This is a genomic window from uncultured Winogradskyella sp. (assembly GCF_947501905.1).
GTDB lineage: Bacteria > Bacteroidota > Bacteroidia > Flavobacteriales > Flavobacteriaceae > Winogradskyella.
Genome location: NZ_CANMXL010000004.1, coordinates 507,301 through 528,027, shown reverse-complemented (window position 1 = coordinate 528,027; position 20,727 = coordinate 507,301). Strand labels below are relative to the sequence as shown.

The 20,727-nt window shown below is 33.0% G+C and carries 28 protein-coding genes; 3 read left to right on the top strand and 25 right to left on the bottom strand.

All coding sequences use genetic code 11. The annotated features are described in order from the left end of the window. Positions 1–67: 67 nt before the first annotated feature. The 3 genes from Q0770_RS12310 to murA all read left to right on the top strand — a co-directional run bounded on the left by Q0770_RS12310 (position 68) and on the right by murA (position 2,423). Positions 68–361, top strand: a complete 294-nt coding sequence (locus tag Q0770_RS12310) for a DUF493 family protein (protein WP_299117393.1) — start codon at positions 68–70, stop codon at positions 359–361. 88 nt (positions 362–449) lie between these two features. Then, positions 450–1,100 (top strand): DUF4290 domain-containing protein, encoded by a 651-nt coding sequence (locus Q0770_RS12305; RefSeq protein ID WP_299117391.1) that lies wholly within the window; start codon positions 450–452, stop codon positions 1,098–1,100. A gap of 6 nt (positions 1,101–1,106) precedes the next feature. Continuing rightward, positions 1,107–2,423 carry a UDP-N-acetylglucosamine 1-carboxyvinyltransferase gene (gene murA / locus Q0770_RS12300; RefSeq protein ID WP_299117389.1) on the top strand — a complete coding sequence of 439 codons (1,317 nt, stop codon included), beginning with the start codon at positions 1,107–1,109 and terminating at the stop codon, positions 2,421–2,423. A gap of 32 nt (positions 2,424–2,455) precedes the next feature. Here the strand turns inward: murA and Q0770_RS12295 are convergent, their stop codons facing one another. The 25 genes from Q0770_RS12295 to Q0770_RS12175 form a co-directional block, all read right to left on the bottom strand. Next, complete coding sequence (locus Q0770_RS12295; RefSeq protein ID WP_299117387.1) at positions 2,456–3,067, bottom strand: DUF2306 domain-containing protein; 612 nt, start codon at positions 3,065–3,067, stop codon at positions 2,456–2,458. A 123-nt stretch (positions 3,068–3,190) separates the two neighbouring features. Beyond that, complete coding sequence (locus Q0770_RS12290; RefSeq protein WP_299117385.1) at positions 3,191–3,556, bottom strand: nuclear transport factor 2 family protein; 366 nt, start codon at positions 3,554–3,556, stop codon at positions 3,191–3,193. 80 nt (positions 3,557–3,636) lie between these two features. Further along, the gene (locus Q0770_RS12285; RefSeq protein WP_299117383.1) at positions 3,637–4,146 is read right to left on the bottom strand and encodes a hypothetical protein; all 510 of its coding nucleotides are present in this window, start codon (positions 4,144–4,146) and stop codon (positions 3,637–3,639) included. 55 nt (positions 4,147–4,201) lie between these two features. Then, on the bottom strand, positions 4,202–4,888 hold the full coding sequence (locus Q0770_RS12280; protein WP_299117381.1) for a hypothetical protein: 687 nt from the start codon (positions 4,886–4,888) through the stop codon (positions 4,202–4,204). Positions 4,889–5,044: 156 nt separating this feature from the next. Then, the gene (locus Q0770_RS12275) at positions 5,045–5,479 is read right to left on the bottom strand and encodes a DUF1761 family protein (protein ID WP_299117378.1); all 435 of its coding nucleotides are present in this window, start codon (positions 5,477–5,479) and stop codon (positions 5,045–5,047) included. Between the two features lie 28 nt (positions 5,480–5,507). After that, positions 5,508–6,005, bottom strand: coding sequence for a hypothetical protein (locus tag Q0770_RS12270; protein WP_299117376.1), 498 nt, complete (start codon positions 6,003–6,005; stop codon positions 5,508–5,510). Positions 6,006–6,020: 15 nt separating this feature from the next. Further along, complete coding sequence (locus tag Q0770_RS12265) at positions 6,021–6,539, bottom strand: DinB family protein (RefSeq protein ID WP_299117374.1); 519 nt, start codon at positions 6,537–6,539, stop codon at positions 6,021–6,023. A 172-nt stretch (positions 6,540–6,711) separates the two neighbouring features. After that, a complete protein-coding gene (locus Q0770_RS12260; protein WP_299117372.1) occupies positions 6,712–7,200 on the bottom strand; it encodes a hypothetical protein in 489 nt (162 codons plus the stop codon). A gap of 246 nt (positions 7,201–7,446) precedes the next feature. Continuing rightward, positions 7,447–8,352: a hypothetical protein gene (locus Q0770_RS12255; RefSeq protein WP_299117370.1), complete on the bottom strand. Its 906-nt coding sequence runs from the start codon at positions 8,350–8,352 to the stop codon at positions 7,447–7,449. Between the two features lie 261 nt (positions 8,353–8,613). Further along, positions 8,614–9,180, bottom strand: a complete 567-nt coding sequence (locus Q0770_RS12250; RefSeq protein WP_299117368.1) for a hypothetical protein — start codon at positions 9,178–9,180, stop codon at positions 8,614–8,616. A 270-nt stretch (positions 9,181–9,450) separates the two neighbouring features. Next, positions 9,451–10,761, bottom strand: a complete 1,311-nt coding sequence (locus Q0770_RS12245) for a deoxyribodipyrimidine photo-lyase (protein ID WP_299117366.1) — start codon at positions 10,759–10,761, stop codon at positions 9,451–9,453. After that, positions 10,748–11,218, bottom strand: a complete 471-nt coding sequence (locus Q0770_RS12240) for an SRPBCC family protein (RefSeq protein ID WP_299117364.1) — start codon at positions 11,216–11,218, stop codon at positions 10,748–10,750. Before Q0770_RS12240 ends, Q0770_RS12245 begins: the two co-directional genes overlap by 14 nt. Positions 11,219–11,246: 28 nt before the next feature. Continuing rightward, positions 11,247–11,711, bottom strand: a complete 465-nt coding sequence (locus Q0770_RS12235; RefSeq protein WP_299117362.1) for a TspO/MBR family protein — start codon at positions 11,709–11,711, stop codon at positions 11,247–11,249. Between the two features lies 1 nt (position 11,712). Further along, entirely contained in the window at positions 11,713–11,883 is a 171-nt protein-coding gene (locus Q0770_RS12230; protein WP_299117360.1) for a Lacal_2735 family protein, read from the bottom strand. Positions 11,884–11,889: 6 nt separating this feature from the next. Further along, positions 11,890–12,429 carry a glutathione peroxidase gene (locus tag Q0770_RS12225; protein WP_299117358.1) on the bottom strand — a complete coding sequence of 180 codons (540 nt, stop codon included), beginning with the start codon at positions 12,427–12,429 and terminating at the stop codon, positions 11,890–11,892. A 7-nt stretch (positions 12,430–12,436) separates the two neighbouring features. Then, the gene (locus tag Q0770_RS12220) at positions 12,437–13,120 is read right to left on the bottom strand and encodes an SDR family NAD(P)-dependent oxidoreductase (protein WP_299117356.1); all 684 of its coding nucleotides are present in this window, start codon (positions 13,118–13,120) and stop codon (positions 12,437–12,439) included. A 2-nt stretch (positions 13,121–13,122) separates the two neighbouring features. Next, the gene (locus Q0770_RS12215; RefSeq protein WP_299117354.1) at positions 13,123–13,350 is read right to left on the bottom strand and encodes a hypothetical protein; all 228 of its coding nucleotides are present in this window, start codon (positions 13,348–13,350) and stop codon (positions 13,123–13,125) included. Positions 13,351–13,352: 2 nt separating this feature from the next. Beyond that, complete coding sequence (gene folE, locus Q0770_RS12210; protein ID WP_299117352.1) at positions 13,353–14,045, bottom strand: GTP cyclohydrolase I FolE; 693 nt, start codon at positions 14,043–14,045, stop codon at positions 13,353–13,355. Between the two features lie 57 nt (positions 14,046–14,102). Further along, positions 14,103–14,375: a TIGR03643 family protein gene (locus Q0770_RS12205; RefSeq protein WP_299117350.1), complete on the bottom strand. Its 273-nt coding sequence runs from the start codon at positions 14,373–14,375 to the stop codon at positions 14,103–14,105. 1 nt (position 14,376) lies between these two features. Continuing rightward, entirely contained in the window at positions 14,377–14,802 is a 426-nt protein-coding gene (locus Q0770_RS12200; RefSeq protein ID WP_299117349.1) for a hypothetical protein, read from the bottom strand. Between the two features lie 99 nt (positions 14,803–14,901). After that, complete coding sequence (locus Q0770_RS12195) at positions 14,902–16,395, bottom strand: cryptochrome/deoxyribodipyrimidine photo-lyase family protein (RefSeq protein WP_299117347.1); 1,494 nt, start codon at positions 16,393–16,395, stop codon at positions 14,902–14,904. Next, a complete protein-coding gene (locus Q0770_RS12190) occupies positions 16,388–17,872 on the bottom strand; it encodes a cryptochrome/photolyase family protein (RefSeq protein ID WP_306420472.1) in 1,485 nt (494 codons plus the stop codon). The genes Q0770_RS12195 and Q0770_RS12190 overlap by 8 nt, the downstream gene beginning before the upstream one ends. 2 nt (positions 17,873–17,874) lie before the next feature. Further along, positions 17,875–19,182: a DASH family cryptochrome gene (locus Q0770_RS12185; RefSeq protein ID WP_299117345.1), complete on the bottom strand. Its 1,308-nt coding sequence runs from the start codon at positions 19,180–19,182 to the stop codon at positions 17,875–17,877. Then, complete coding sequence (locus Q0770_RS12180; protein ID WP_299117344.1) at positions 19,152–19,304, bottom strand: DUF2256 domain-containing protein; 153 nt, start codon at positions 19,302–19,304, stop codon at positions 19,152–19,154. Before Q0770_RS12180 ends, Q0770_RS12185 begins: the two co-directional genes overlap by 31 nt. Further along, positions 19,304–20,725 (bottom strand): SDR family oxidoreductase, encoded by a 1,422-nt coding sequence (locus Q0770_RS12175; RefSeq protein WP_299117342.1) that lies wholly within the window; start codon positions 20,723–20,725, stop codon positions 19,304–19,306. The genes Q0770_RS12180 and Q0770_RS12175 overlap by 1 nt, the downstream gene beginning before the upstream one ends. Positions 20,726–20,727: the final 2 nt, after the last annotated feature.

Here is a 20,727-nt window from a genome sequence, read left to right as displayed (position 1 = left end):
ATTCGTAATAAAATATTAGACAGAAAAATATAAAGTTAACTGTATCTTTGCAGTTCAAAAATTGATTATGAGTACATCAGATAAATCAGAAGCATTTTACAAAAAACTAAAAATACAATTACAAGACACGACCCTATGGCCTTCAGAGTATTTGTATAAGTTTATTGTAATCACAGATGCCTCCAAAATTAAAAAATTGAGCAACTTGTTTGACAATCAAGGTGCAGTAATAACAACAAAAGAATCTAAAAACGGAAAGTACACGAGTGTGTCAATTAACGTAAAGATGAAAAACCCAGACGCTGTAATTACTAAGTACAAAGAAGTGGCCAAAAAAATAGAGGATGTTATTTCTTTATAATGTTGGTGTAGGTATCTAAATTTTTGTACTTTGCGACAGAACCAGTAACTACAGGTTTGCACATTATTTACTACACATTTTTACAATTTTGATAGACGATTTAGAATACAATACAGAGCGTGAGCATTTAATTATTCCAGAATATGGGCGTCATCTGCAAAAGATGATTAATCATGCAAAATCACGCGAAACAAAAGAAGAACGCAATAAATTAGCAAAAGCAATCATCTCAGTGATGGGTAATTTGCAACCGCATTTAAGAGACGTTCCAGATTTTCAGCATAAACTTTGGGATCAGTTATTTATCATGGCTGATTTTGATATAGATGTAGACTCACCTTATGACAAGCCAGAGCGAGAAGTCATTCATGCACGTCCAGAGCCATTAGAGTATCCTCAAAACCATCCAAAATACCGTTTTTATGGCAACAATATAAAAACGATGATAGATGTTGCGATTACTTGGGAAGAAGGCGAAATGAAAGAAGCGCTCGTATATACGATAGCAAATCATATGAAAAAGTGTTTCTTAAACTGGAACAAAGATACTGTTGAAGATACGGTAATTTTTGATCATCTTTTTGAGCTGTCTAACGGAAAACTTAACCTTAAAGATAGCGAAGACGATTTAACAGATTCTAGCAGCTTATTACGTACTAAGTCTAAATACGGAAATAAGAGTAGTAATAAGAAGAGTAATAACAAGAAGAAATATTCCAACAATAGAAAACGTTACTAAAAACGTATGGGAACATTTAAAATAGAAGGTGGCCATCAACTCAAGGGAGATATCACACCGCAAGGCGCAAAAAACGAAGCATTACAGATATTATGTGCCGTATTATTAACACCAGAGACAATTACTATTGACAATATTCCTGATATTGTTGATGTTAATAAGCTTATTAAATTATTGAGTAACCTTGGTGTTGAAGTTCATAAACTTGGACCAAACAAGTATTCATTTAAAGCAGAAAATGTCAATTTAGAATATTTAGAATCTGAAGCTTTCAAAGTTGAAGGTCGTGGACTTAGAGGTTCTATTATGATTGTAGGCCCATTATTAGCGCGTTTTGGAAAAGGATACATTCCTAAGCCTGGTGGCGATAAAATAGGTCGTAGACGATTAGATACGCATTTTGAAGGTTTTATTAATCTAGGCGCAAAATTTAGATACAACAGAGAAGATTATTTCTATGGTGTTGAGGCAGAGGAGCTAAAAGGGACGTATATGCTTTTAGATGAAGCTTCAGTTACTGGTACAGCAAATATTGTAATGGCTGCAGTTTTAGCAAAAGGTGAAACCACTATTTACAATGCTGCTTGCGAACCTTATTTGCAACAGCTTTGTAAAATGCTGAATAGAATGGGTGCTAAAATTACTGGTGTAGGCTCTAATATGTTGAAGATTGAAGGTGTTGATAGTTTAGGTGGAACTGAGCACAGAATGCTTCCAGACATGATAGAAATTGGTAGTTGGATAGGTCTAGCTGCTATGACAAAGAGTGAGCTGACCATTAAAAACGTAAGTTGGGATGACCTAGGCGTTATACCAAGTGTTTTTAGAAAAATAGGAATAACGGTTGAGCGTAAAGGCGATGATATTTTTATTCCTGCTCACAAAGACGGTTACGAAATACAAAGTTATATTGACGGTTCTATTCTCACCATTGCTGATGCGCCTTGGCCAGGATTTACACCAGATTTATTGAGTATTGTATTGACGGTGTTAATACAAGCAAGAGGCGAAGCTGTTGTGCATCAGAAGATGTTTGAAAGTCGTTTGTTTTTTGTAGATAAACTGATTGACATGGGTGCGAAAATTATTCTTTGCGACCCGCACAGAGCGACTATTATTGGTCATGATTTTAAATCGCAATTGAAGGCAACAACAATGACATCTCCAGATATTAGAGCAGGTGTATCGTTGCTAATTGCTGCACTTTCTGCTAAAGGTACATCGACCATCCATAATATCGAACAAATCGATAGAGGTTACGAAAACATAGACGGACGTTTACGTGCTATTGGCGCTAAAATTGAACGACTAGAAGGAAATTAGGAATCTCTCCGATAATTATAAAAGTAAAAGCTTTAAGATTTCTTGAAGCTTTTTTTATTCACTATAAAGTAGGCTACAATTATATTTGGCACCCAAGCTAGCCATGCCACAATTGGATAGCCTTTACTAAAACCAATAGTAGAAATAAGAATTGGCAACCAAATCCTTAAAGTAACAGCTGAGAAACAAGCCGCATAGCTATAAACCATTAGTTTTTGGTGTAGCTGTATATTTTTATTCTTTATAGCTTTAAGTGCCCACAGTGTTGAGGTTAGCCATATAATTGCAAGAGAGAGAAAACCGATAGCACTTACCATACCGCCAGTTGCAAAAAAGGCAATGTATACACCACAACTACCGCTTATGATAACAGAAATTATATATGCCTTACCAATATTTCTATGCAGCTTTAGATTTTTGTTTCTAAGTTTTTTGTTGAATTGTAGCCACCCTATAAGTAATGTAATGCCTCCAAAAACAATATGCCCGTAAAATGCAACATTCCATAGCGTATCCGTTAACAGCTCATTAGACTTAGAACTTAATAATCCGAAGCGCCTATCGATGATGAAATAAATTATAGGATATAAGCCTATGGCTGATGATAGGATACCTAATAGAATCCAAGAGAGTTTTTTGTACATGATTTTTGATTGATTGATATGTAAAAAGAGTGTATAAAAACTTAAATGTTACAGTTTAGAAATAAATTTAATTAAACAAAAAAGCTTCAAGAGATCTTGAAGCTTTTTATATGGTTTGTTCTCTTAAGAGGGCATAGAATAAAAATACTGCTCACTTGCAATTTTTCCATCTTTAACTTCATAGACACAGACTTCTTCCATTTGTTGTCTCCCTCGGTCTTTAAATGTACAGTCAAAGCCCATTTTGGCAGTAAAGAAATTACCGGCTACAACAGGCTCGCTGATACTACTAGCATGAAAATCTTCAACAGATTCTAACCATTCTTTACTTTTATCCCATACGTTTTGTCGTCCTTCTATTATTTCTCCTGGCATGCCAGGCATTTCTTTGCTTACCACATTTTCTGCGTATAGCTCGTTAATGCATTCCAAGTTTTTACCTTGCTCGCACATTTCTTTCCATTTTTTAGCTACGTCCCATGTATTCATATCGATTTGATTTTTATAATTAGTTCTTTAAAGTTATATAAACCAGTTGATTATTATGTTTGGATATTATTAATGTTTGTCTATTTTATTTTTCCAGCTTGTTTTAAAATAAGAAGTGTAATTCCAAATAAAATTCCAATTCCTCCAAGTATATATCCTCCAAATTTGTCTTTATTTCCACGAATAAAATATGCTTCTCCGTCTTTGTCAATGAATTGTACAGTTTTATTAAACCTCAAATCTCTGTTTCGCTGAAGTGGTGTTTTATCAGCGTGATAAACAGTAATTTCATCTCCAATTTTCAGTTTATCCAATTGTTCAAATTTAGGACTGAAATCTCCTGTCTCTTTTCCAACAAATATGTCAAATATAAGCGGAAAGTCCGCAATATGTATAAATCGGTGATTTCCTTTATTCCTATAATTTATTTCTTGAAATGTTTTGTCGAAATAATCTATTTTACCAGTCACGTTTTCAAATTCAGTTTTTTCTTTACTTCCTCTAATCGATAAGTAAATTCCAAATCCTACGATAGCAATACAGGCAATAAGAGATTTATAAAATATTTCTTTGGGCTCTTTTTTTGTCATTAAGTTTCTGTTTTTTGCTCAAACGTTTGGTAAGATGGTTGTGTATGGCATAGTTTTAATAGTATTCAATTTCTCTTTCTTCAGTGAACATAATAGTCCCACTTTCACTTATATGATTTCGAAAAGTAAAATTCTCATAATCATCTAACTTTTCATTATCAATTTGAGTTTTGTTTATTACCCCATTACTTTTAGTTATTATTTCTTTGATTAAACTGTTTTTATATATAAACTTACATGAATAATTGAAAAGAATATTTTTTGATTTTCCTTTGAATACTGTTGTTTCCGACTCTACTAATTTATTTGATGAATCCAGCTTATGTATAATTTCACTTTCATAATCTTTATTCCAGATTTGTTTCTCTTGGATTTTTATTGTTTTGTCATTTAATAGTCTAATTCTTTGAACTTTAATCGTATCATTATCGGTCTCGCCAAATGTTACTCCAAGTCTTGAATCATCATTAATAAAAGAAAAGATTGTAAGTCTCCCTAAAGATTTCCTTTCGATGTTTACCTGTGGTAACGTATGATGTTCTATCTTCTCCAAATAGCCATCTTTATCAAAAAAGAAGGTTTCATCTAATAGATACGGTTTCGCTCCTTTATTAATGGATTTTTGTCTCATTTTTTTTACTTTTCCTTTTAGTCCCATAGGGACTAAATCATTAGGAAATGAATTTTGAGCGTCACTAAACATTAAAAATAAGAGACAGATAAATGTTAGTATGTTTTTCATTAATTTTATTTTGATTATGACCAACGGAATCAGTACGAATTAAAAGTAGTAAATATTCTTTGAAGTAATAGAGTAGCTATGGATTACACATGTTGTTAGCTACTGTTATTAGTTACACGTGATAGATTTTTTTGCAGTGCTTAGCGTAATAAAATCTTAAGGGACTATAACATTTTCCCAGTGATTCATAGCGTCCAAAATTCCTCCCATTAATGCGAGTGTTATAATCCAATAAAGTATCATAATCAACATGTTTTTCCAGCGATTACGCGCAAATATTCCAGTAATAACAACAACTGGTGTAACTACAGTAATGGCAATAAATACGCCATGCCAGACACCATGGCCAAACGTGTCAAAATCTCCTTCTTGATTAATGCCACTATTGTTGAAATTTAATAAGAAAAACGAAAGAAAAAAGGAAAGAATAAGAGATATAATTATAAGTGTAATCTTATTCAATTTTTTATCTGAAGCACCTATTGAATCTGACCAAACTTTACCAAATGCATTTTTATGAAAGTAAGCCAGTCCTATGCCCATTGGGGTTATAGAAGAAAGAATCATCGAAAGCCAGTTAATAGTATCCATAATTAATGTTGTGTGTAGTATTTATCACTTAATTTTCTCTTGTAAATTTCATTGTCCAGTTTGTTTCCCACTCCGTTGCTTTTTCATCAAAATAGGCTTGTTCCCAAAGAGCCGTATTTTCAGATTGTTTCTTCCAAGTAAACCGTAATTTATATTCTTTTCCTTTATACTTTTCTTTACCATAAAACGCTCCAATCCCATTTTTAAATTCTCCAACAACTTGTTCTTTTAGATAGTTTTCGGGACTTGATGTGTCAGCCCAATAAATTGTCCAAATATTTGTTTTAGGATTAACCATTCTTATACTAAATCCGATAAAATCGTCTCCAAAATGAGATGATTTCATTTCGTCCATTAAACCTAATCCATTAAGAAACGGTTTTGTTTCCATTTTTGCAGGAAATTCAATCCATTCATTACAGTTTTTCAGTCGTTCTTTAAGTTTTTTGTTTTGTACATTCCATTTTCCTATTAAAAAATCAAAGTTTTTAATTTCGATAAGCGTAGTATTTGCTTTTGTATTCATGTCCATATTCGACGATTAAACATATTTTTTTCTAACGACATTCATGTGATGTATCTCGTGTCCTGCAATGATAAAAGCCAGCGCCAAAGGTGAAGCAGGAGCATTACTTGCCTTACCAATCCTAGACAAGGCGACATCATCTAAATTTTCAATTAAAGCAATTGTTGCCATACGAACGGCTCGATATTCACTCATAATGGATTCAGCTGAACGATTAGCTGCATTCATAAAAGGCGCAAATTCATCTTGATCAAACCCAGGTAATGAGGTCGCATCATTTCGCGCAATACGAAGGGCTCTATAGGCTAAGATTCTTTCTGCATCCATCATATGAATTAAGAGCTCTTTTATGGTCCATTTTCCTTCGGTGTATGCATAATCCCATTTATTTCTGGGCCATTCTTTAAAAAACTGCTCGATATCTGTTAGCTGATTTTTTAAAGCAGCAACAATATTTTCAGTTTCCACCAAATTAATATATCGTTTAAAATATTCACTTGATTCTTTTGCTTGAGGTTTTCGCGGTGTCATCATGACAGCATGTTTTTTTAATATTATGCACAACGTGTTTGTGTATGGTTAGTTGCTTTGCGACTAAAGATAGCAAAAGGGTGCGAGTCTGAGGGAAATTCGGAGAATTTTCCGATAAGCCAGACAGAAACTCTAGCAATTAACTATACACGGTGTTGTGCATAGTGTTTTTCTTTCAGTGCAAGAAACTGAATAATTCATAGTAAGTCAATTCAGCCAACAAGTAAGGCGAAAATCCTAACAATAAAATTCCAATTATCTTTATTTTTTTTACTTTCAGTTTTTCAGTCAGTTTAGTAATTCCGATTTTGTTTTTTAATTTATAAATTGAGAAAGCAACTAAAATTAATAACAATAAATTTTCTCCAGAATAGTAAATTGTAGAAGTCCCAAACTGTATTAAATCGATTGTCAAATAGAGAATAACAAGAAAAGTCAGAGGTAATATAAGGTGATTATTTTCAGATTTTTCTTTGACGAATTCAACTCCAATCTTTAAGCATATAATTCCGCAAAAAATTTTGGTGTAAGTTATTACAATTGGAACCATAACAAACCACAAAACATTTGGTATCGAATATTTATATAAATAACTTAATCCTTGGAACAAAAAAAGAATTCCACAGATAAGCCAAATAATTCCGATTATTCTTTCTGTTTTCATTTTTGGGACATTATGCACAACGGTTTTGTGTATGATTAGTGGCGCGTTTCACAACTAATTTAGCAAATACAAACCGAATAGAAAATCCGCTAGGATTTTCGTAAGTAGGCGAGAACAAAACATTAATTAGATACGTTGTTGTAGCCAGTTATTTTATTCGATTTATTGGATTTTCTGTTTGTAATTCTATGTTCTTGAGTTAGTTTTACCAAGTCGATTTTTCCGTAAAAGATATATATACTATCATTACCTATCATCTTTTTTAATTATTCCTGAAGCCGTTACTTTATCAGTATATAAGATATGTGTACATCGATTTAGTTCTTGAGGCAATTTCCTATATAAAAACATTTCATGAGATAAGGTAGTATTATAAATATTTTCCTTTCTTTCAATAGTTCTCATTTTTAATCCGGTAAGGTCGTTATTTAACATATTTCCCTCACTAAATGCATGATTAATGGACATGATTTTTTTAGAATCAAAATTAACAGTATCCTTTAACAAGTATCCTCCGATTCTCTTTTTGTTGAAAAGAGGTATAAAAGAATTATGTGCATTGCCAGTTAGAGTAACTATTTTAGTGTTTGGATGTTTATTATGGATGTTGCGTATTTCCCTGTACATGGATGAGTCTCTGGGTGAAGATGGGTAAGGATTATCAATGAATTTTAAAATAATTCCATCATTTTTAATGCTCTTGTATACTAAATCAAGCCATGCTACACCATTTCTACCGTCAAAATTTTTTCCACGAAAGAAATCCAATTCTTTTAACTCGGAAATTGACATCTCGTTTGACAAGTTATTCATAAGTGAAGCACGAATTTCCATAGCCATTATCACACTGCCTTCGTGTTTAGCAATCAGTTCACATAGTCCATAAGCAAATTCAGCAGGTTCAATTGTTCCGTGCATTTCGCCAATCATTAATATTTCAAAATTTGCAATTTCATCGTATATCTTGTTGCTCAATTTTGATAAGCTCTTAATTGGTATCGCGCTCTTTTTCAAATCCTTTTGCTCTTCTGTCATTTCTGCAGAATTTTCAATAGTATTTGATGTTTCATCTGATGTTGTTTGCTTTTCTGTATTTTCTTTACAAGAAGTTAATCCAAGCAGAATAATAAATAGAAGTAAGACTTTTTTCATTTATAATGATATTTTAACTCTACAAACGTAGAGATTTTATTTGACTTCTACAAATGTAGAATAGGATTTTTAAGTCTTGATTTTCAATTGGCTACAACGGTTTGGTGTATGATTTCGTTACAGAATGGTACGCGAGTATCATTCCGCAGACACGAGCGTAGCGAACTGGCGGTAGCAAACCATAAATTTAGCAAAAAGGCTTGAAATTCCGATTAGGAATTTCAGCCGTAATGAACTATAGTCGTTATTGTGCACTGGCTTTTATTTTTTCAGTTCATTGCGATATAATTCCGCTAATTTATTCCGTTTTGTTTCGTCTTTTAATATGTTCTGTAACCACATTTGCGGTTGGTCAGTTGCATTTCCATATTCTCGGTCTTTATATTCTTTAAATTCCGAAAATTCAAGCCAATTAATATTATGAATGTGCTGAAGTGAATAAACAGCCATTTCTCCATTGGTAGCTCCAAAAAATGGACAAGTATGAACTTTAGTTTTTGTTGTATCAGAAAGTTTAGAGATTAGAAATTCAGTCAACTTCGTTTTATCATTTTCCGCAAACTTTTTCCATTCCTTCTCACTAAAAACCATAGTAGGAATTTCTCTCTTTTTTTCAGTCACATATTGTGTTCCACCTAAACAACCTCCTTTTTCAAAAACCATAAAATACCACTGTTTCGTAATTGAATCAGTTTGCTGTAATTCCATTTGAGGAATTTCTATAGTCAATTCAGCCGTTTCTTTAGTCAATTCTGATTTAGTTTCTGTTTGGTTTTTACAAGAAACTAAAGTCAAAATCAGAAGCAATATTTTTAATGGATCTCTCATTTTTTAGCTTGTGCACAACACTGCGCTATGTGCAGTTGCCTGTTTTTTGTGAAGATAATGAAAAACCGTGTCGATGATTGGTAATAACAATTATTGTTGTTATAAATATTAATATGAGAACTTTACTTTTGGATAAATAAAAAGCCCTGAAAATCAGAGCTTTTTAAATTGTTTTTGAAATGGTTATTCCGTCTAAGACATTACTGTCTTAATATCGTAACGGTAACTATTTTGTTTTATTGTATAAATCTTAAAATATTTTTTAAATATTTAGTTTATAGCACTTTTATAGGTCTCTAAACAACGCTCTCTAGCTATTTTATGGTCTACCATAGGTTGTGGATAGGTCAGTTCTTGAAAGTCTGGCACCCATTTTTTGATATAGTCTAGTTGCTTATCAAATTTTAAAATTTGCGTGGTAGGATTAAAAATTCTAAAATATGGCGCGGCATCAACACCAGAGCCAGCAACCCATTGCCAGTTGCCAATATTGCTAGACATATCGTAGTCATGTAATTTCTCGGCAAAATAGGCTTCTCCCCAACGCCAATCGATTAATAAATGCTTGCACAAAAAACTACCTACTAACATGCGTACACGATTATGCATAAAGCCAGTTTCATTGAGTTGACGCATACCAGCATCTACTAAAGGATAACCTGTTTGCCCATCACACCATTTTTTAAATTCGTCTTCGTTGTTACGCCATTCTATCCGATCATATTTTGCCTTAAATGATTGGTCTTTTGTATGCGGAAAGTGCCAAAGAATTTGCATAAAAAATTCGCGCCAAATCAATTCTTTCATAAATGTATCATTCTCTTCGGCCATGGCTTTTTGCATCATTTTACGCACGCTTACGGTACCAAAACGTAAATGAGGCCCAAGACGCGATGTATTATCCATCGCAGGGAAATTTCTGGTAGCTTCGTAATCTTGGATGAGTTTAGATGATACATTATATGGTTTTATGTCTTGTGAGGATGCTTCAAAACCAATTTCAGTTAGACTTAAGTTTGGTAATTCAGAATCTGAAAACGTATGAGTTAATAAGGACTCAGTGTCATAGATTTTAAAATCTAATGTTTTAAAATTCTCTTTCCACATCCGAAAATATGGTGTGTAAACCATATAGGGCTTACCATCCTTTTTAACCACTTCGTCTTTTTCAAAAATAACTTGGTCTTTATACGTTTTAAATGCAATAGCATTTGATGATAAAAATTCTGAAATATCTTTATCACGAGTTCTGGCATAAGGCTCATAATCATGGTTGGTAAAAACGGTTTCTATATGATACGTATTAACCAGTTGTTTGTAAACTTCTAGAGGTTTGCCTTTGTATATGGCTAAACTACTTTTATAGTCTTGCTGTAGTGTTTCTCTTAGGCTTTGAAGTGTGTTGTGTATGAAGGTTACTCTAGCATCCTTTTTAGGAAGCTTATCTAATATTTCAGTATCAAAAATAAAAATAGGTAAAACGGGTAAGTTACTATTCAATGCATGATAAAGGCCTACATTATCATCGAGCCTTAAATCGCGCCTAAACCAAAATATATTTACTTTTTCAGGCTTTTTCATACTTGCCAAATAACGCTTCTAATTTGTTGGTTCTATAACTGAAGATTTCTTCTAATTTGGGTTTTACCAATATCGGATGTACTAATTGACCTAAGATACCAAAAGGGATTTTATAATCTATAATGTCTTCCATCTCAATACCGCCATCTATTTCTTTTATAAAATGCTTGTGATGCCAAAGTGCATAGGGGCCAAAACGTTGTTCATCCACAAAATATTCATGGTCTTTTACATGTGTAATTTCTGTGACCCATTTTGTTTTTATTCCTAAAACGGGTGTGACTATATATTGAATGATTTGCCCAGGAAACATTGGCTTGTCTGCACCAGATAAGATATTAAAACCCATATAATCTGGTGTGATGGTTTTTAGATTTTTTGGACTAGATAGAAACGCCCAAGCCTCTTCTTTAGTTATTGGGAGATTTTGTTTTTTATGGAGTGTGTATATTTTCATTTATAAAGGCATATAATTGATGATAGTTCTAGTTATTAAGTACAATGTATGCATTGAGAGATGTTGCAATACACAACCAAATTAAATAAGGAAGTAGTAAGTATTTAAAATTCTTTAAACGCTCATTTCTGAAGGTAATAAAATAATAGAAAAGAACTAAGGTTAACAGAATTATGATGACCATGCCAACTTGCATTAAGTGTTGATCAAAGAACACCCAATTCCAGCTTACGTTAAGCAACACTTGAAAACCGTATAAAATCCACAAAAATTTTGAAGCTCTTAAATAAAAAAGCTCTGCGAGATACCAAGAAAAACATAGCATAATTGTCGTCCATGCCGCTCCAAAAACCCAACCTGGCGGCGTCCAAGGTGCTTTACTAAGGTTATTATACCATTCTCCTGTTGAACCTCCATCCATGAGCCAGCTACCAAGAGCAAGGCCTCCAAAGTTTATAACTAGAAAGAGTATAAAAAAGTAAATTTTTTTCATTTTACTTTGAAGAAAGGATTTCTATTTGTTCTAAAATTAGTTGCGCTTCTGCTACTTTTTTATCACTAGCCGAGCGGTTTGTTGTAGACAATTTGTGCGACTCAGCTAAAAGCTTTTCGTATTGCTTTTGAAGCTTTTCTAATTCTGATGTTTTTTTGAATAACCCAAACATACTATTTTATTTTAGATGAGATGTAATACGAGAATTCATAGGTTTAGTAATAGAGTAGAAGTAGTCTAAAAATTCACCATCTTCGTCCACCAAATATTTTTGAAAATTCCACTTAACGGTAGAATTCTGTTTACCGTTAATCGCTTTTTTAGTTAGCCAAGCATAAAGAGGGTGTTGTAGAGATCCTTTAACATCTATTTTTTCTGTAATTAAGAAAGTAACGCCATAATTAACCTCACAAAACTCTTCAATTTCATTAGAATTGCCAGGTTCTTGTTTTCCAAATTGGTTGCAAGGCACACCAATAACTACGAGTTTATCTTTGTAACTATCACTTAACTTTTGAAGTTCTCTATATTGTGGTGTAAACCCACATTTTGAAGCTACATTTACGAATAAGATTTTTCTGCCTTTGAATTCGGATAAATCAATCGGATGACCTTGTAAAGAATTAATAGCAATATCATGTAAAGATTCTGTCGCATGTTGTCCTATATGTTTTTCTGTTGTTGATAGCGTACCAACAAAAGCTTTTAATGGATTCATAAGTCAATTATATTTTGAAACTAGTTATACCACAATCCATTTTAAAGATTTGACCAGATAAAGCTGCAGCTTTATCAGAAAGTAAAAATGTTGCCATATCTGCAACTTCTTGTGGTTGTAGGTATTTTTTTAGCGGATGACGTTCTTTCATATTCTCTATCATCCGGTCATTACGTAATAATTTTGAAGCTAAATCTGTATCAGTAACCGTAGGCGCAATTGCATTTACACGGATTGTTGGTGCTAATTCTGCACCTAAAGATTTGGTTAAACCCTCTACAGCAGATTTTGAAGCAGCCACAGAAGCATGAAATGGCATACCTAAATCCGAAGCCACTGTACTAAAAAATACAATCGAAGGATTATTACCGTTTTTTAAAGCGGATAAATACTTCTGAACAGTTTTTACCGCTCCAATGACGTTAATTTCAAAATCATTTTTAAAATCCTCTAAACTTAGTCTATTAATAGGCTTTAGATTAATACTTCCTGGGCAATATACCAAACCATCAGCTTCGTTGATATCAGGTAAATCTCCACTAACTATATCACAACTTAGGTGTGTGAGATTATGATGATTATTTTCTGGCTCAGTCCGGCTAATATTAATTACTTCATGATTTTTCAATAAGTTATTTACAATAGCATTACCAATGCCTTTGCTACCACCTACAACAATATATTTCCCCATTATTATGCAGCTGTTAAAGGACGTCCTTTAAGGCGCTTTTCTATCTTTTGTTTAATTACTGTTAGACGCTTCATTAGGTCCATTAATTTTGCATCTTTCTTTTGTTTGTAGACTTCATTAACAGCAAGAATTAATTCTTTTGCTTCTCTTGCAGCTACAATTCTATCACTTGTGGTTTTGAATGAAAACTTTCTGTTTTCAAATTCAACAGCTCTTTTTAAAATATCCATATTTAACTGTTTATATAATTTTGAAGTTCATTAATTTTTTCTGGCGTATTAAATGCACCGCCATAGTATGTTGTAATCGTGGTAGAAGTGTCATCTTTAACACCCCTTGAAGATACACATAAATGCTTTGCATCTATAACAATGGCAACATCTTCTGTACCTAACACATTTTTAAGCTCATTAGCTATTTGCTGTGTTAAACGCTCTTGTACTTGTGGGCGTTTAGCATAGTATTGTACAATTCTATTCAATTTTGATAAGCCTATGACCTTACCAGAAGAAATGTAAGCGACATGAGCTTTGCCTATGATTGGTACAAAGTGGTGCTCACAGTTTGAGTAGAAGGTAATGTCTTTTTCTACTAACATCTGGTTGTATTGATACTTATTATCAAACAACGCGACTTTAGGTTTGTTTTTTGGGTCTAAACCCGAGAATATTTCTTCGATGTACATTTTAGCAACTCGGTCTGGCGTTCCTTGAAGGGAATCGTCCGTTAAGTCCAAGCCCATAACATCCATGATTTCTGAAAATAATATAGAGATACGTTCTTTTTTCTCTTTATCAGACATATCAAAAGCATTGGGATTCATTGGTGTGTCTAAACTTGTAAATAAATGGTCGTCTCCAATATCTTCGATACTGAATCCGTTTAAGGCATGACCATTTTTAGTGGGAATTGTTTTTGTTTCCATTAAGAATCTTTTTAATGTGCTGTCTTTAAGAACTCCAACCTTAAATCAAAGCACGGTTTATCGTTTTGATATAGAGTTATTTGATATAGATTTTTGTCTCGAGCATTTAAATCTGCCTTCTTCAAAATTTCTTTTTTTGCTATGTTTTGTAGCTCTCCCTTGCACACGTGCTCTCCACATTTTGAAACTGCTTGGTTTCATTTCTCGACGCATGAGGTTAATCACTTCCTGTTCTTTTAGACTAAACTGAAACTTAATAGCATCGAAGGTTGTTCTGTCTTCCCAAGCCATTTCAATAATACGGTCTATTTCTCTTTCTGTTAATTTCATTTTACATGGGCATGGCGTGTGCCATATCATACTTTACTTTTTCGTTTAAAAGCTTGTCAAAAAACTTTTTATTTTCTTTGAAGGTTTTGTTATTTCTATAATGAACAAATCTTCCTTGTGCGTGTATGCTACTACCATTTGTTTTGTATATGACCAATTGATAATATGGAATTATCCATGTAAAATTCTTTAGTCCTTGGTTAATCATTAGTAATATACCTTTTGGTCGTAATTCTATGTTAGAATAATTAATGTCCGATACCAAATTAATCATTGATTTCATATTAGGACTTACTTCATCAATTATCATACGTTTGCTACCTACACCATTCATCTTCAACTTTTGTACCAAAGAAAATTCTGGACCTACTAAATCCGCTATTACTTGCTTATGCTCTTTATTGTAATAAGTTGTATCAATAATCATGTTATTTCAAAATTACGAATGTTTAATCTTTTTTTAAAATGATTAAACAAAAATTAACAGAGAATTATGATTGTAATTTTTTTACAGTAGAGACAGTAATTAATCAGTTTTAAGCATACGATTTCTATCGCTAATAGTATGTCGTTTTAGTATCCTAAAACTTTCACGGATAACATCAGGGTCTTTTTTCATATTCCAAAGAATATCACTAGCTTTTTTGCGGTTTATTTTAATATCTACAATAGGCTTGGGATAGTCTTTACCAAGCTCAAAATTATAAAAGCCAGATTCCATTGGTGTCATAAGATTAGGCTCATGTATAAAATGGATGTCTAAGTGAGCTAACTCTGGGACCCATTTTTTTATGAATATAGCATCAGCATCATACTTTAGACTATTGGTTGTTGGATTGTAAATTCTTAAGTTGTTAATGCCTGTTTCTCCTGCTTGCATTTGCAATTGGGGGAAATGAATACCAGGTTCAAAATCTAGAAACTGTTGTGATAGGTGTGTGGTAGCAGCTTGCCATGGTTGCCATAAAATATGTGTAAAAAATGAAGCGAGCATAGCACGCATTCTAAAGTTAACATAACCTGTTTCTATTAAGCATCGCATACTGGCATCTACAAGTGGAAATCCAGTTTGACCTTCTTTCCAAGCTTTTTGGTACTCATCAGATATACTCTTTTTGAGTTTATGGTACCCTTTATTTACACTAGCATGTTCCATGGTATGCTCCATTTCAAACTTTTGAATAAAATGAGCTTGCCAACGTAACCGCGATAAAAAAGCGTTAATATGTCTTTTATCTTTACTCTTTTCTTTTACGGCTTTACCTTTTTGAAATACTTGACGAATAGAAAGATTGCCCCAAGCTATATACGGAGATATACGACTACAACTAGTTCTGGAGTTTTCAGGTTTTGAAATGTTGAACATATAGTCTTTATATCGGTCTTCAAAAAAGGAGTTAGCATATTTCCATCCAGTTGTTGAGCCACCTTTTTGGAAACTTGTATCTATTGGTGTAGTTAAGTCCGTAAAAGATAAAAAGCTTTCTAAACTTGCAATTTCTTCTAAACTTAAGAATTGATTATTGGATGGTTCAAAGACCTCTAAATTCTGAGACATATAATCTTCCCAATTTTCAAACCAATTATCTCTATTTAATAAACCACGTTCTACACCATTATTTTTATTTTCTTTCCATTTAATAAAGTTATTTCTACAATAACGATTGAATTCTTTATCACGATTGTAAGTGACTAAAATTCCTGTTTCAGTATGAGAGAAAACAGTATCTATTTTATAAAGCTCTTGGAGCGCATTAAGAGTACTTATAATATCAGAGTTAATAGCTAGTACTTTAGTGTTATGTTGTTGTAGCTGACAGTTTATATCTCTAATTGATTCCCTTATAAAATTAAAATGTCGGTCACTATAATGATTATCATTTAATAATATATTTTCAAAAACATAGAGTAGTAGTGTTCGCTTTTCAGATTTAAGCGCATTAGAAATGGCTTCATTATCCTGAAGCCGAAGGTCACGTTTAAACCAAATAACATTAATAGGTTCTCTTTTTTTAAGCATTATCAAGTTTTTTAAAAAATGACTGTGCTGAATTGAAATGATTTTCTAACTTTTTTTTATCCATTCTGTCTAAATTTCCGAGTAGCATACCCAGCCTTGGATTACATGCAAAGAAGTCACGATGTTTGTCCATAAAAGTCCAAAACAAACCATCCCATGTTTCTTGCCAATCGCCCTTGCCATAATTACTCATTTTCTTTATATAATTACTGCTACTTATATAGGGTTTAGTAGACATTAAACCACCATCAGCAAACAAACTCATACCATAGACATTTGGTACCATAACCCAATCATAAGCATCTATAAAAAGCTCCATAAACCATTGGTATACATCGTCTGGGTCAAATTCGCAAAGCACCATAAAGTTTCCTAAAATCATAAGGCGTTCAATATGATGTGCATACGCCGTTTTGTTGACTTTCTTAATCACATCATCAACTGGTTGAATACCTGTTGTACCATCATAAAATGATTTTGGAATTTTTCTTTTAAAACCCCAAAAATTTTTGGTCCGTTCTTCTGTGCCTTTGACCTCATAAACACCACGAATAAACTCGCGCCAACCTAATATTTGACGTACAAAACCTTCAGTTGAATTTATAGGCACGTCATTTGAATTGGCATAAGAAATGGCTTTTTCAATAATATTTATTGGATTTAAAAGTCCGACATTGATTAATGGTGATAGTAAACTATGGTTCAGGAAATATTCTTCTTTGACAATAGCATCTTCATAGGCACCAAACTCATGAAAACGATACTCAAAAAATTGTTCTAACCAGGCTTCAGCTGATTTAAAATCTATCGGATAGACTATAAAATCACTTAACTCGCCATAATTATTTGGGAAGTTGTCCAGAATATAATTCTCAGCTTCCTTGTGATAATCTGTTTTACTAGGAAATTGAATATTTGGAGGTGTCTTATCTTTTGGGTATTTCTTTCGGTTTTCAGAATCGAATGTTAGTTTTCCTCCTTCTGGAGAATAACCATCCATTAAAATGTTTCGATTCTTCCGCTCATTTTTGTAAAACGAGGTTTGAAAGAATTTCTTTTTTGTAGATTTAAAAAATGATGATAAATCGCCTTTTGTGTTGATAAACAAAGGATTTTCAGACCATTTGATATCTAAGCCTTCTGCAGCATTTTTTATATGTTTTTCTAACCAATTATCTGTAGGGTCAATGATATGCACAATTTCTACACCTTCTTTTTTAAGATATGGTAGTAGTTTTCTAACATCACTTTTCTGATCTGTTGCATCAATATATTTAACGGTTTTACCTTCTTCTTTGAGGTATTTTGCATAGGCTTTCATACTTGCACGATGAAAAGCTATTTTTTGTTTGTGAAATTTATACTGATTAAAAAATAGATATTCTTCAACAAGATAAATAGTATCTACTTGCTCAAGAACTGCTGTAGTTTTAAAGAGTTGATGTGGAAATATGATATGTATTTCTTTAATGTTCATTTCTAAAATAAACTGGCTTGTAACCACAGACGTCTAAAATTTCCATTAGCGTCGTACCGCTCGGCTTGTAGGTTGACGTTGAATTTTCTATCTCTTGGGTCGTTACCTACGCCAGCCACATACATCCAATTGCCAAAGTTGCTGTGGACATCATAGTCGAGTAGGAGCGACTCAAAATATGCAGCGCCAATGCGCCAATCTAGCTTGAGCTCTTTGGCAAAATATGAGGCTACGTTTTGGCGTCCACGATTACTCATCCAGCCAGTTTCCTTAAGCTCAATCATATTTGCGTTTACAAAGTCGGATTGAGTTTCTCCATTTATCCATTTCTCAATTAGGTTTTTGTTGGTGCTCCAATTATACTCTTTTTTGAGAATTCCTTCTAATTTGAATATTTGGCTGCCATGTTTTAGAGAAACGTATTTAAAATAGTCGCGCCAAATCAACTCAAATATTAGCCAATATGTGGATTGATTTTTAACGTGTTCTTTTTCGAATTTTTTGACTTGCCAGTAAATTGTCCTTGCAGAAATACTACCATTTGCTAACCATGGCGAAAATTTTGAGCTGTAATCTAAACCCACCAAACCGTTACGTGCTTTTTTGTAAAATCCAAGCCTTTTAGTATTGAAGAAATAATCTTCTAACCTTATTAAAGCTTCGCTCTCACCACCTTTAAAGGGAAATGCAGAGTTTGGATGTGTCTCAAAATCATCAAATCCTAAATCTTGTAATGTTGGAATTTTTGTATTGTTTTCAATACGATTAGAAAGCGGTAAGATTTCGTTGATAGCTTCTTCTCGAATACCGACATACTTCTCCAATTTTTTTCGAAATACAGTAAAGACTTGAGGTAGATTATTAATCTCAAAATTAATATTATCAGGATGATACAATAATTGATTGTAATACTTGTGGAATTTTACATCAGGAATTAAAGATTGTACAGTTGTTTCACTTGCCATTTCATCTTTGGTCCAATCGTTTTGAAGGTAAATGTCGGATACATTATATGTCGATACAATTTCCGAAATCGTATCTTCTGGTGCGGATTGATATACTAATAAATCAATATTAAGTTTTTTAAGTTGAACTTTTAAATCGATGATGGTTTCTAATAGAAATTTTGCTCTGAATTTTTCAGTAGTTTTAAATCCGTACTTGTTGTCTTTAAAATACTTTGGATCAAAACAATATAAACCAACAACACGCTTTTTGCTTTTTGTTGCTTCTGAAAGTACAATGTTATCAATGGTTCTTAGGTCGTTTCTAAACCAAACTAAGCTTGAGTTATTTTCTGTTTTTTGCATTTATCACTACAGTATTTTACGTTTTCCCAATCTCGTTCCCATTTTTTTCGCCATGAAAATGGACGTTTGCAAGTCGGGCACATTTTGCTTGGTAGGTTTTGTTTTTTTATTCCTTTGGGCATTATTTTTTTTCTATCAGAGCATTTATCATTCCTCTAAAAACAAAGGCATGAAACGGTAATACAGAATACCAATACAGTCGTCCCCAAACACCTTTTGGTCTAAAAACTGCACGTTGATACAATTTATTTTTTACTATTTTAAATTCTAACCAAGCTTCGCCTGGTAGTTTCATCTCTGCAAAAAGAAGTAATCTTTTTTCTTCTTTGTCGGCAAATAGAACGCGCCAAAAGTCTAATGGGTCGCCAGGTTCTAGATAAGTATCGTGAGTTCTTCCACGCCTAAGTCCAACACCTCCAAAAAGCTTGTCGACATAGCCTCTTATTTTCCATAGTGTATTAAAACTATACCAACCATTACGACCTCCAATATTCCAAATTTTGTTAATTGTATAGTTTTCATCTTTTATTTCACGAGAACGGACATCTTTAAAGCATCCGTATTGAGGCAACTCTATGTGTTTTGATAACTGATCTTTGAAAACACCGCTACTCACTGCATCTTTCCAGCTAGAAACTACAGCATTTTGCTGTATTTTCTGAAATGCCAAATCCACTGCAGTTTTATAAGGCATTGGTATGATATCGATATGCGAATTGATATCACTGACTTTGCCGATGACTTCAACTTTCATACTATCTACCAAAGCAGCTGCGAGTTGAAATGAAGTAGACGTTACAAAATAGAGCCAGTATGATGATAGCTTTGGCGTTAAAATAGGTAGTGTGACGATATAACGCTTGAGCCCACGAACTTGAGCAAATTGAAGTAGCATTTCTTTGTAAGTTAATATTTCAGGGCCAAAAATATCATAAGAATTGTTGTAAAGTTTTTGATTTCCGAGTGAGTTAGATAGGTAAGTTAAAACATCTCTTATACCAATAGGTTGCGTTTTTGTGTTCAACCATTTTGGAGTAATCATAAAAGGTAGTTTCTCAACAATATCTCTAATAATTTCGAATGATGCACTTCCACTACCAACTATAATACCAGCACGGAAAGTTGTGAGCGCATATTTTTCAGATTTTAAAGTATTTTCTACTTGAAGTCTTGATTTTAAATGTTTAGATAATGAATCGTCATTAACAATGCCACTTAAATATATGACTTGTTTGCATTGAGTCTTATTGACTAAATCTTTAAAGTTTTGAGCGCATTTTCTTTCTAGTTCTTCAAAATCACTTGTAGAATTAGACATGGAGTGAATGAGATAATAAGCGGCTTCAATATCTTTAGGAATTTCTGCTGATTCTGGTTTAAGAAAATCGACTTTAATGAAAGTACACTGGGGATGCTCTTCGATTTCATCAGGAATACGTTCCATATCTCGAACGCAGCATATTAACTCATGGTTGTCTTCAAGTAGTTGTAATGCCAAGCGTTTAGCAATATAACCTGTAGTTCCTGTGAGTAATATTTTCATTG

Excerpts from the sequence above, each read along its gene's own strand:
- Q0770_RS12180 (WP_299117344.1), bottom strand. The coding sequence starts at position 19,304 with ATGCCCAAAGGAATAAAAAAACAAAACCTACCAAGCAAAATGTGCCCG.
- Q0770_RS12295 (WP_299117387.1), bottom strand. The coding sequence starts at position 3,067 with ATGTACAAAAAACTCTCTTGGATTCTATTAGGTATCCTATCATCAGCC.
- Q0770_RS12285 (WP_299117383.1), bottom strand. The coding sequence starts at position 4,146 with ATGACAAAAAAAGAGCCCAAAGAAATATTTTATAAATCTCTTATTGCC.
- Q0770_RS12205 (WP_299117350.1), bottom strand. The coding sequence starts at position 14,375 with ATGAAATTAACAGAAAGAGAAATAGACCGTATTATTGAAATGGCTTGG.
- Q0770_RS12265 (WP_299117374.1), bottom strand. The coding sequence starts at position 6,539 with ATGATGACACCGCGAAAACCTCAAGCAAAAGAATCAAGTGAATATTTT.
- Q0770_RS12260 (WP_299117372.1), bottom strand. The coding sequence starts at position 7,200 with ATGAAAACAGAAAGAATAATCGGAATTATTTGGCTTATCTGTGGAATT.
- Q0770_RS12200 (WP_299117349.1), bottom strand. The coding sequence starts at position 14,802 with ATGATTATTGATACAACTTATTACAATAAAGAGCATAAGCAAGTAATA.
- Q0770_RS12275 (WP_299117378.1), bottom strand. The coding sequence starts at position 5,479 with ATGGATACTATTAACTGGCTTTCGATGATTCTTTCTTCTATAACCCCA.
- Q0770_RS12270 (WP_299117376.1), bottom strand. The coding sequence starts at position 6,005 with ATGAATACAAAAGCAAATACTACGCTTATCGAAATTAAAAACTTTGAT.
- Q0770_RS12225 (WP_299117358.1), bottom strand. The coding sequence starts at position 12,429 with ATGAATCCATTAAAAGCTTTTGTTGGTACGCTATCAACAACAGAAAAA.
- Q0770_RS12185 (WP_299117345.1), bottom strand. The coding sequence starts at position 19,182 with ATGCAAAAAACAGAAAATAACTCAAGCTTAGTTTGGTTTAGAAACGAC.
- Q0770_RS12255 (WP_299117370.1), bottom strand. The coding sequence starts at position 8,352 with ATGAAAAAAGTCTTACTTCTATTTATTATTCTGCTTGGATTAACTTCT.
- Q0770_RS12290 (WP_299117385.1), bottom strand. The coding sequence starts at position 3,556 with ATGAATACATGGGACGTAGCTAAAAAATGGAAAGAAATGTGCGAGCAA.
- Q0770_RS12240 (WP_299117364.1), bottom strand. The coding sequence starts at position 11,218 with ATGAAAATATACACACTCCATAAAAAACAAAATCTCCCAATAACTAAA.
- Q0770_RS12245 (WP_299117366.1), bottom strand. The coding sequence starts at position 10,761 with ATGAAAAAGCCTGAAAAAGTAAATATATTTTGGTTTAGGCGCGATTTA.
- Q0770_RS12250 (WP_299117368.1), bottom strand. The coding sequence starts at position 9,180 with ATGAGAGATCCATTAAAAATATTGCTTCTGATTTTGACTTTAGTTTCT.
- Q0770_RS12235 (WP_299117362.1), bottom strand. The coding sequence starts at position 11,711 with ATGAAAAAAATTTACTTTTTTATACTCTTTCTAGTTATAAACTTTGGA.
- folE (WP_299117352.1), bottom strand. The coding sequence starts at position 14,045 with ATGGAAACAAAAACAATTCCCACTAAAAATGGTCATGCCTTAAACGGA.
- Q0770_RS12280 (WP_299117381.1), bottom strand. The coding sequence starts at position 4,888 with ATGAAAAACATACTAACATTTATCTGTCTCTTATTTTTAATGTTTAGT.
- murA (WP_299117389.1), top strand. The coding sequence starts at position 1,107 with ATGGGAACATTTAAAATAGAAGGTGGCCATCAACTCAAGGGAGATATC.
- Q0770_RS12175 (WP_299117342.1), bottom strand. The coding sequence starts at position 20,725 with ATGAAAATATTACTCACAGGAACTACAGGTTATATTGCTAAACGCTTG.
- Q0770_RS12190 (WP_306420472.1), bottom strand. The coding sequence starts at position 17,872 with ATGAACATTAAAGAAATACATATCATATTTCCACATCAACTCTTTAAA.
- Q0770_RS12230 (WP_299117360.1), bottom strand. The coding sequence starts at position 11,883 with ATGTTTGGGTTATTCAAAAAAACATCAGAATTAGAAAAGCTTCAAAAG.
- Q0770_RS12220 (WP_299117356.1), bottom strand. The coding sequence starts at position 13,120 with ATGGGGAAATATATTGTTGTAGGTGGTAGCAAAGGCATTGGTAATGCT.
- Q0770_RS12195 (WP_299117347.1), bottom strand. The coding sequence starts at position 16,395 with ATGCTTAAAAAAAGAGAACCTATTAATGTTATTTGGTTTAAACGTGAC.
- Q0770_RS12215 (WP_299117354.1), bottom strand. The coding sequence starts at position 13,350 with ATGGATATTTTAAAAAGAGCTGTTGAATTTGAAAACAGAAAGTTTTCA.
- Q0770_RS12310 (WP_299117393.1), top strand. The coding sequence starts at position 68 with ATGAGTACATCAGATAAATCAGAAGCATTTTACAAAAAACTAAAAATA.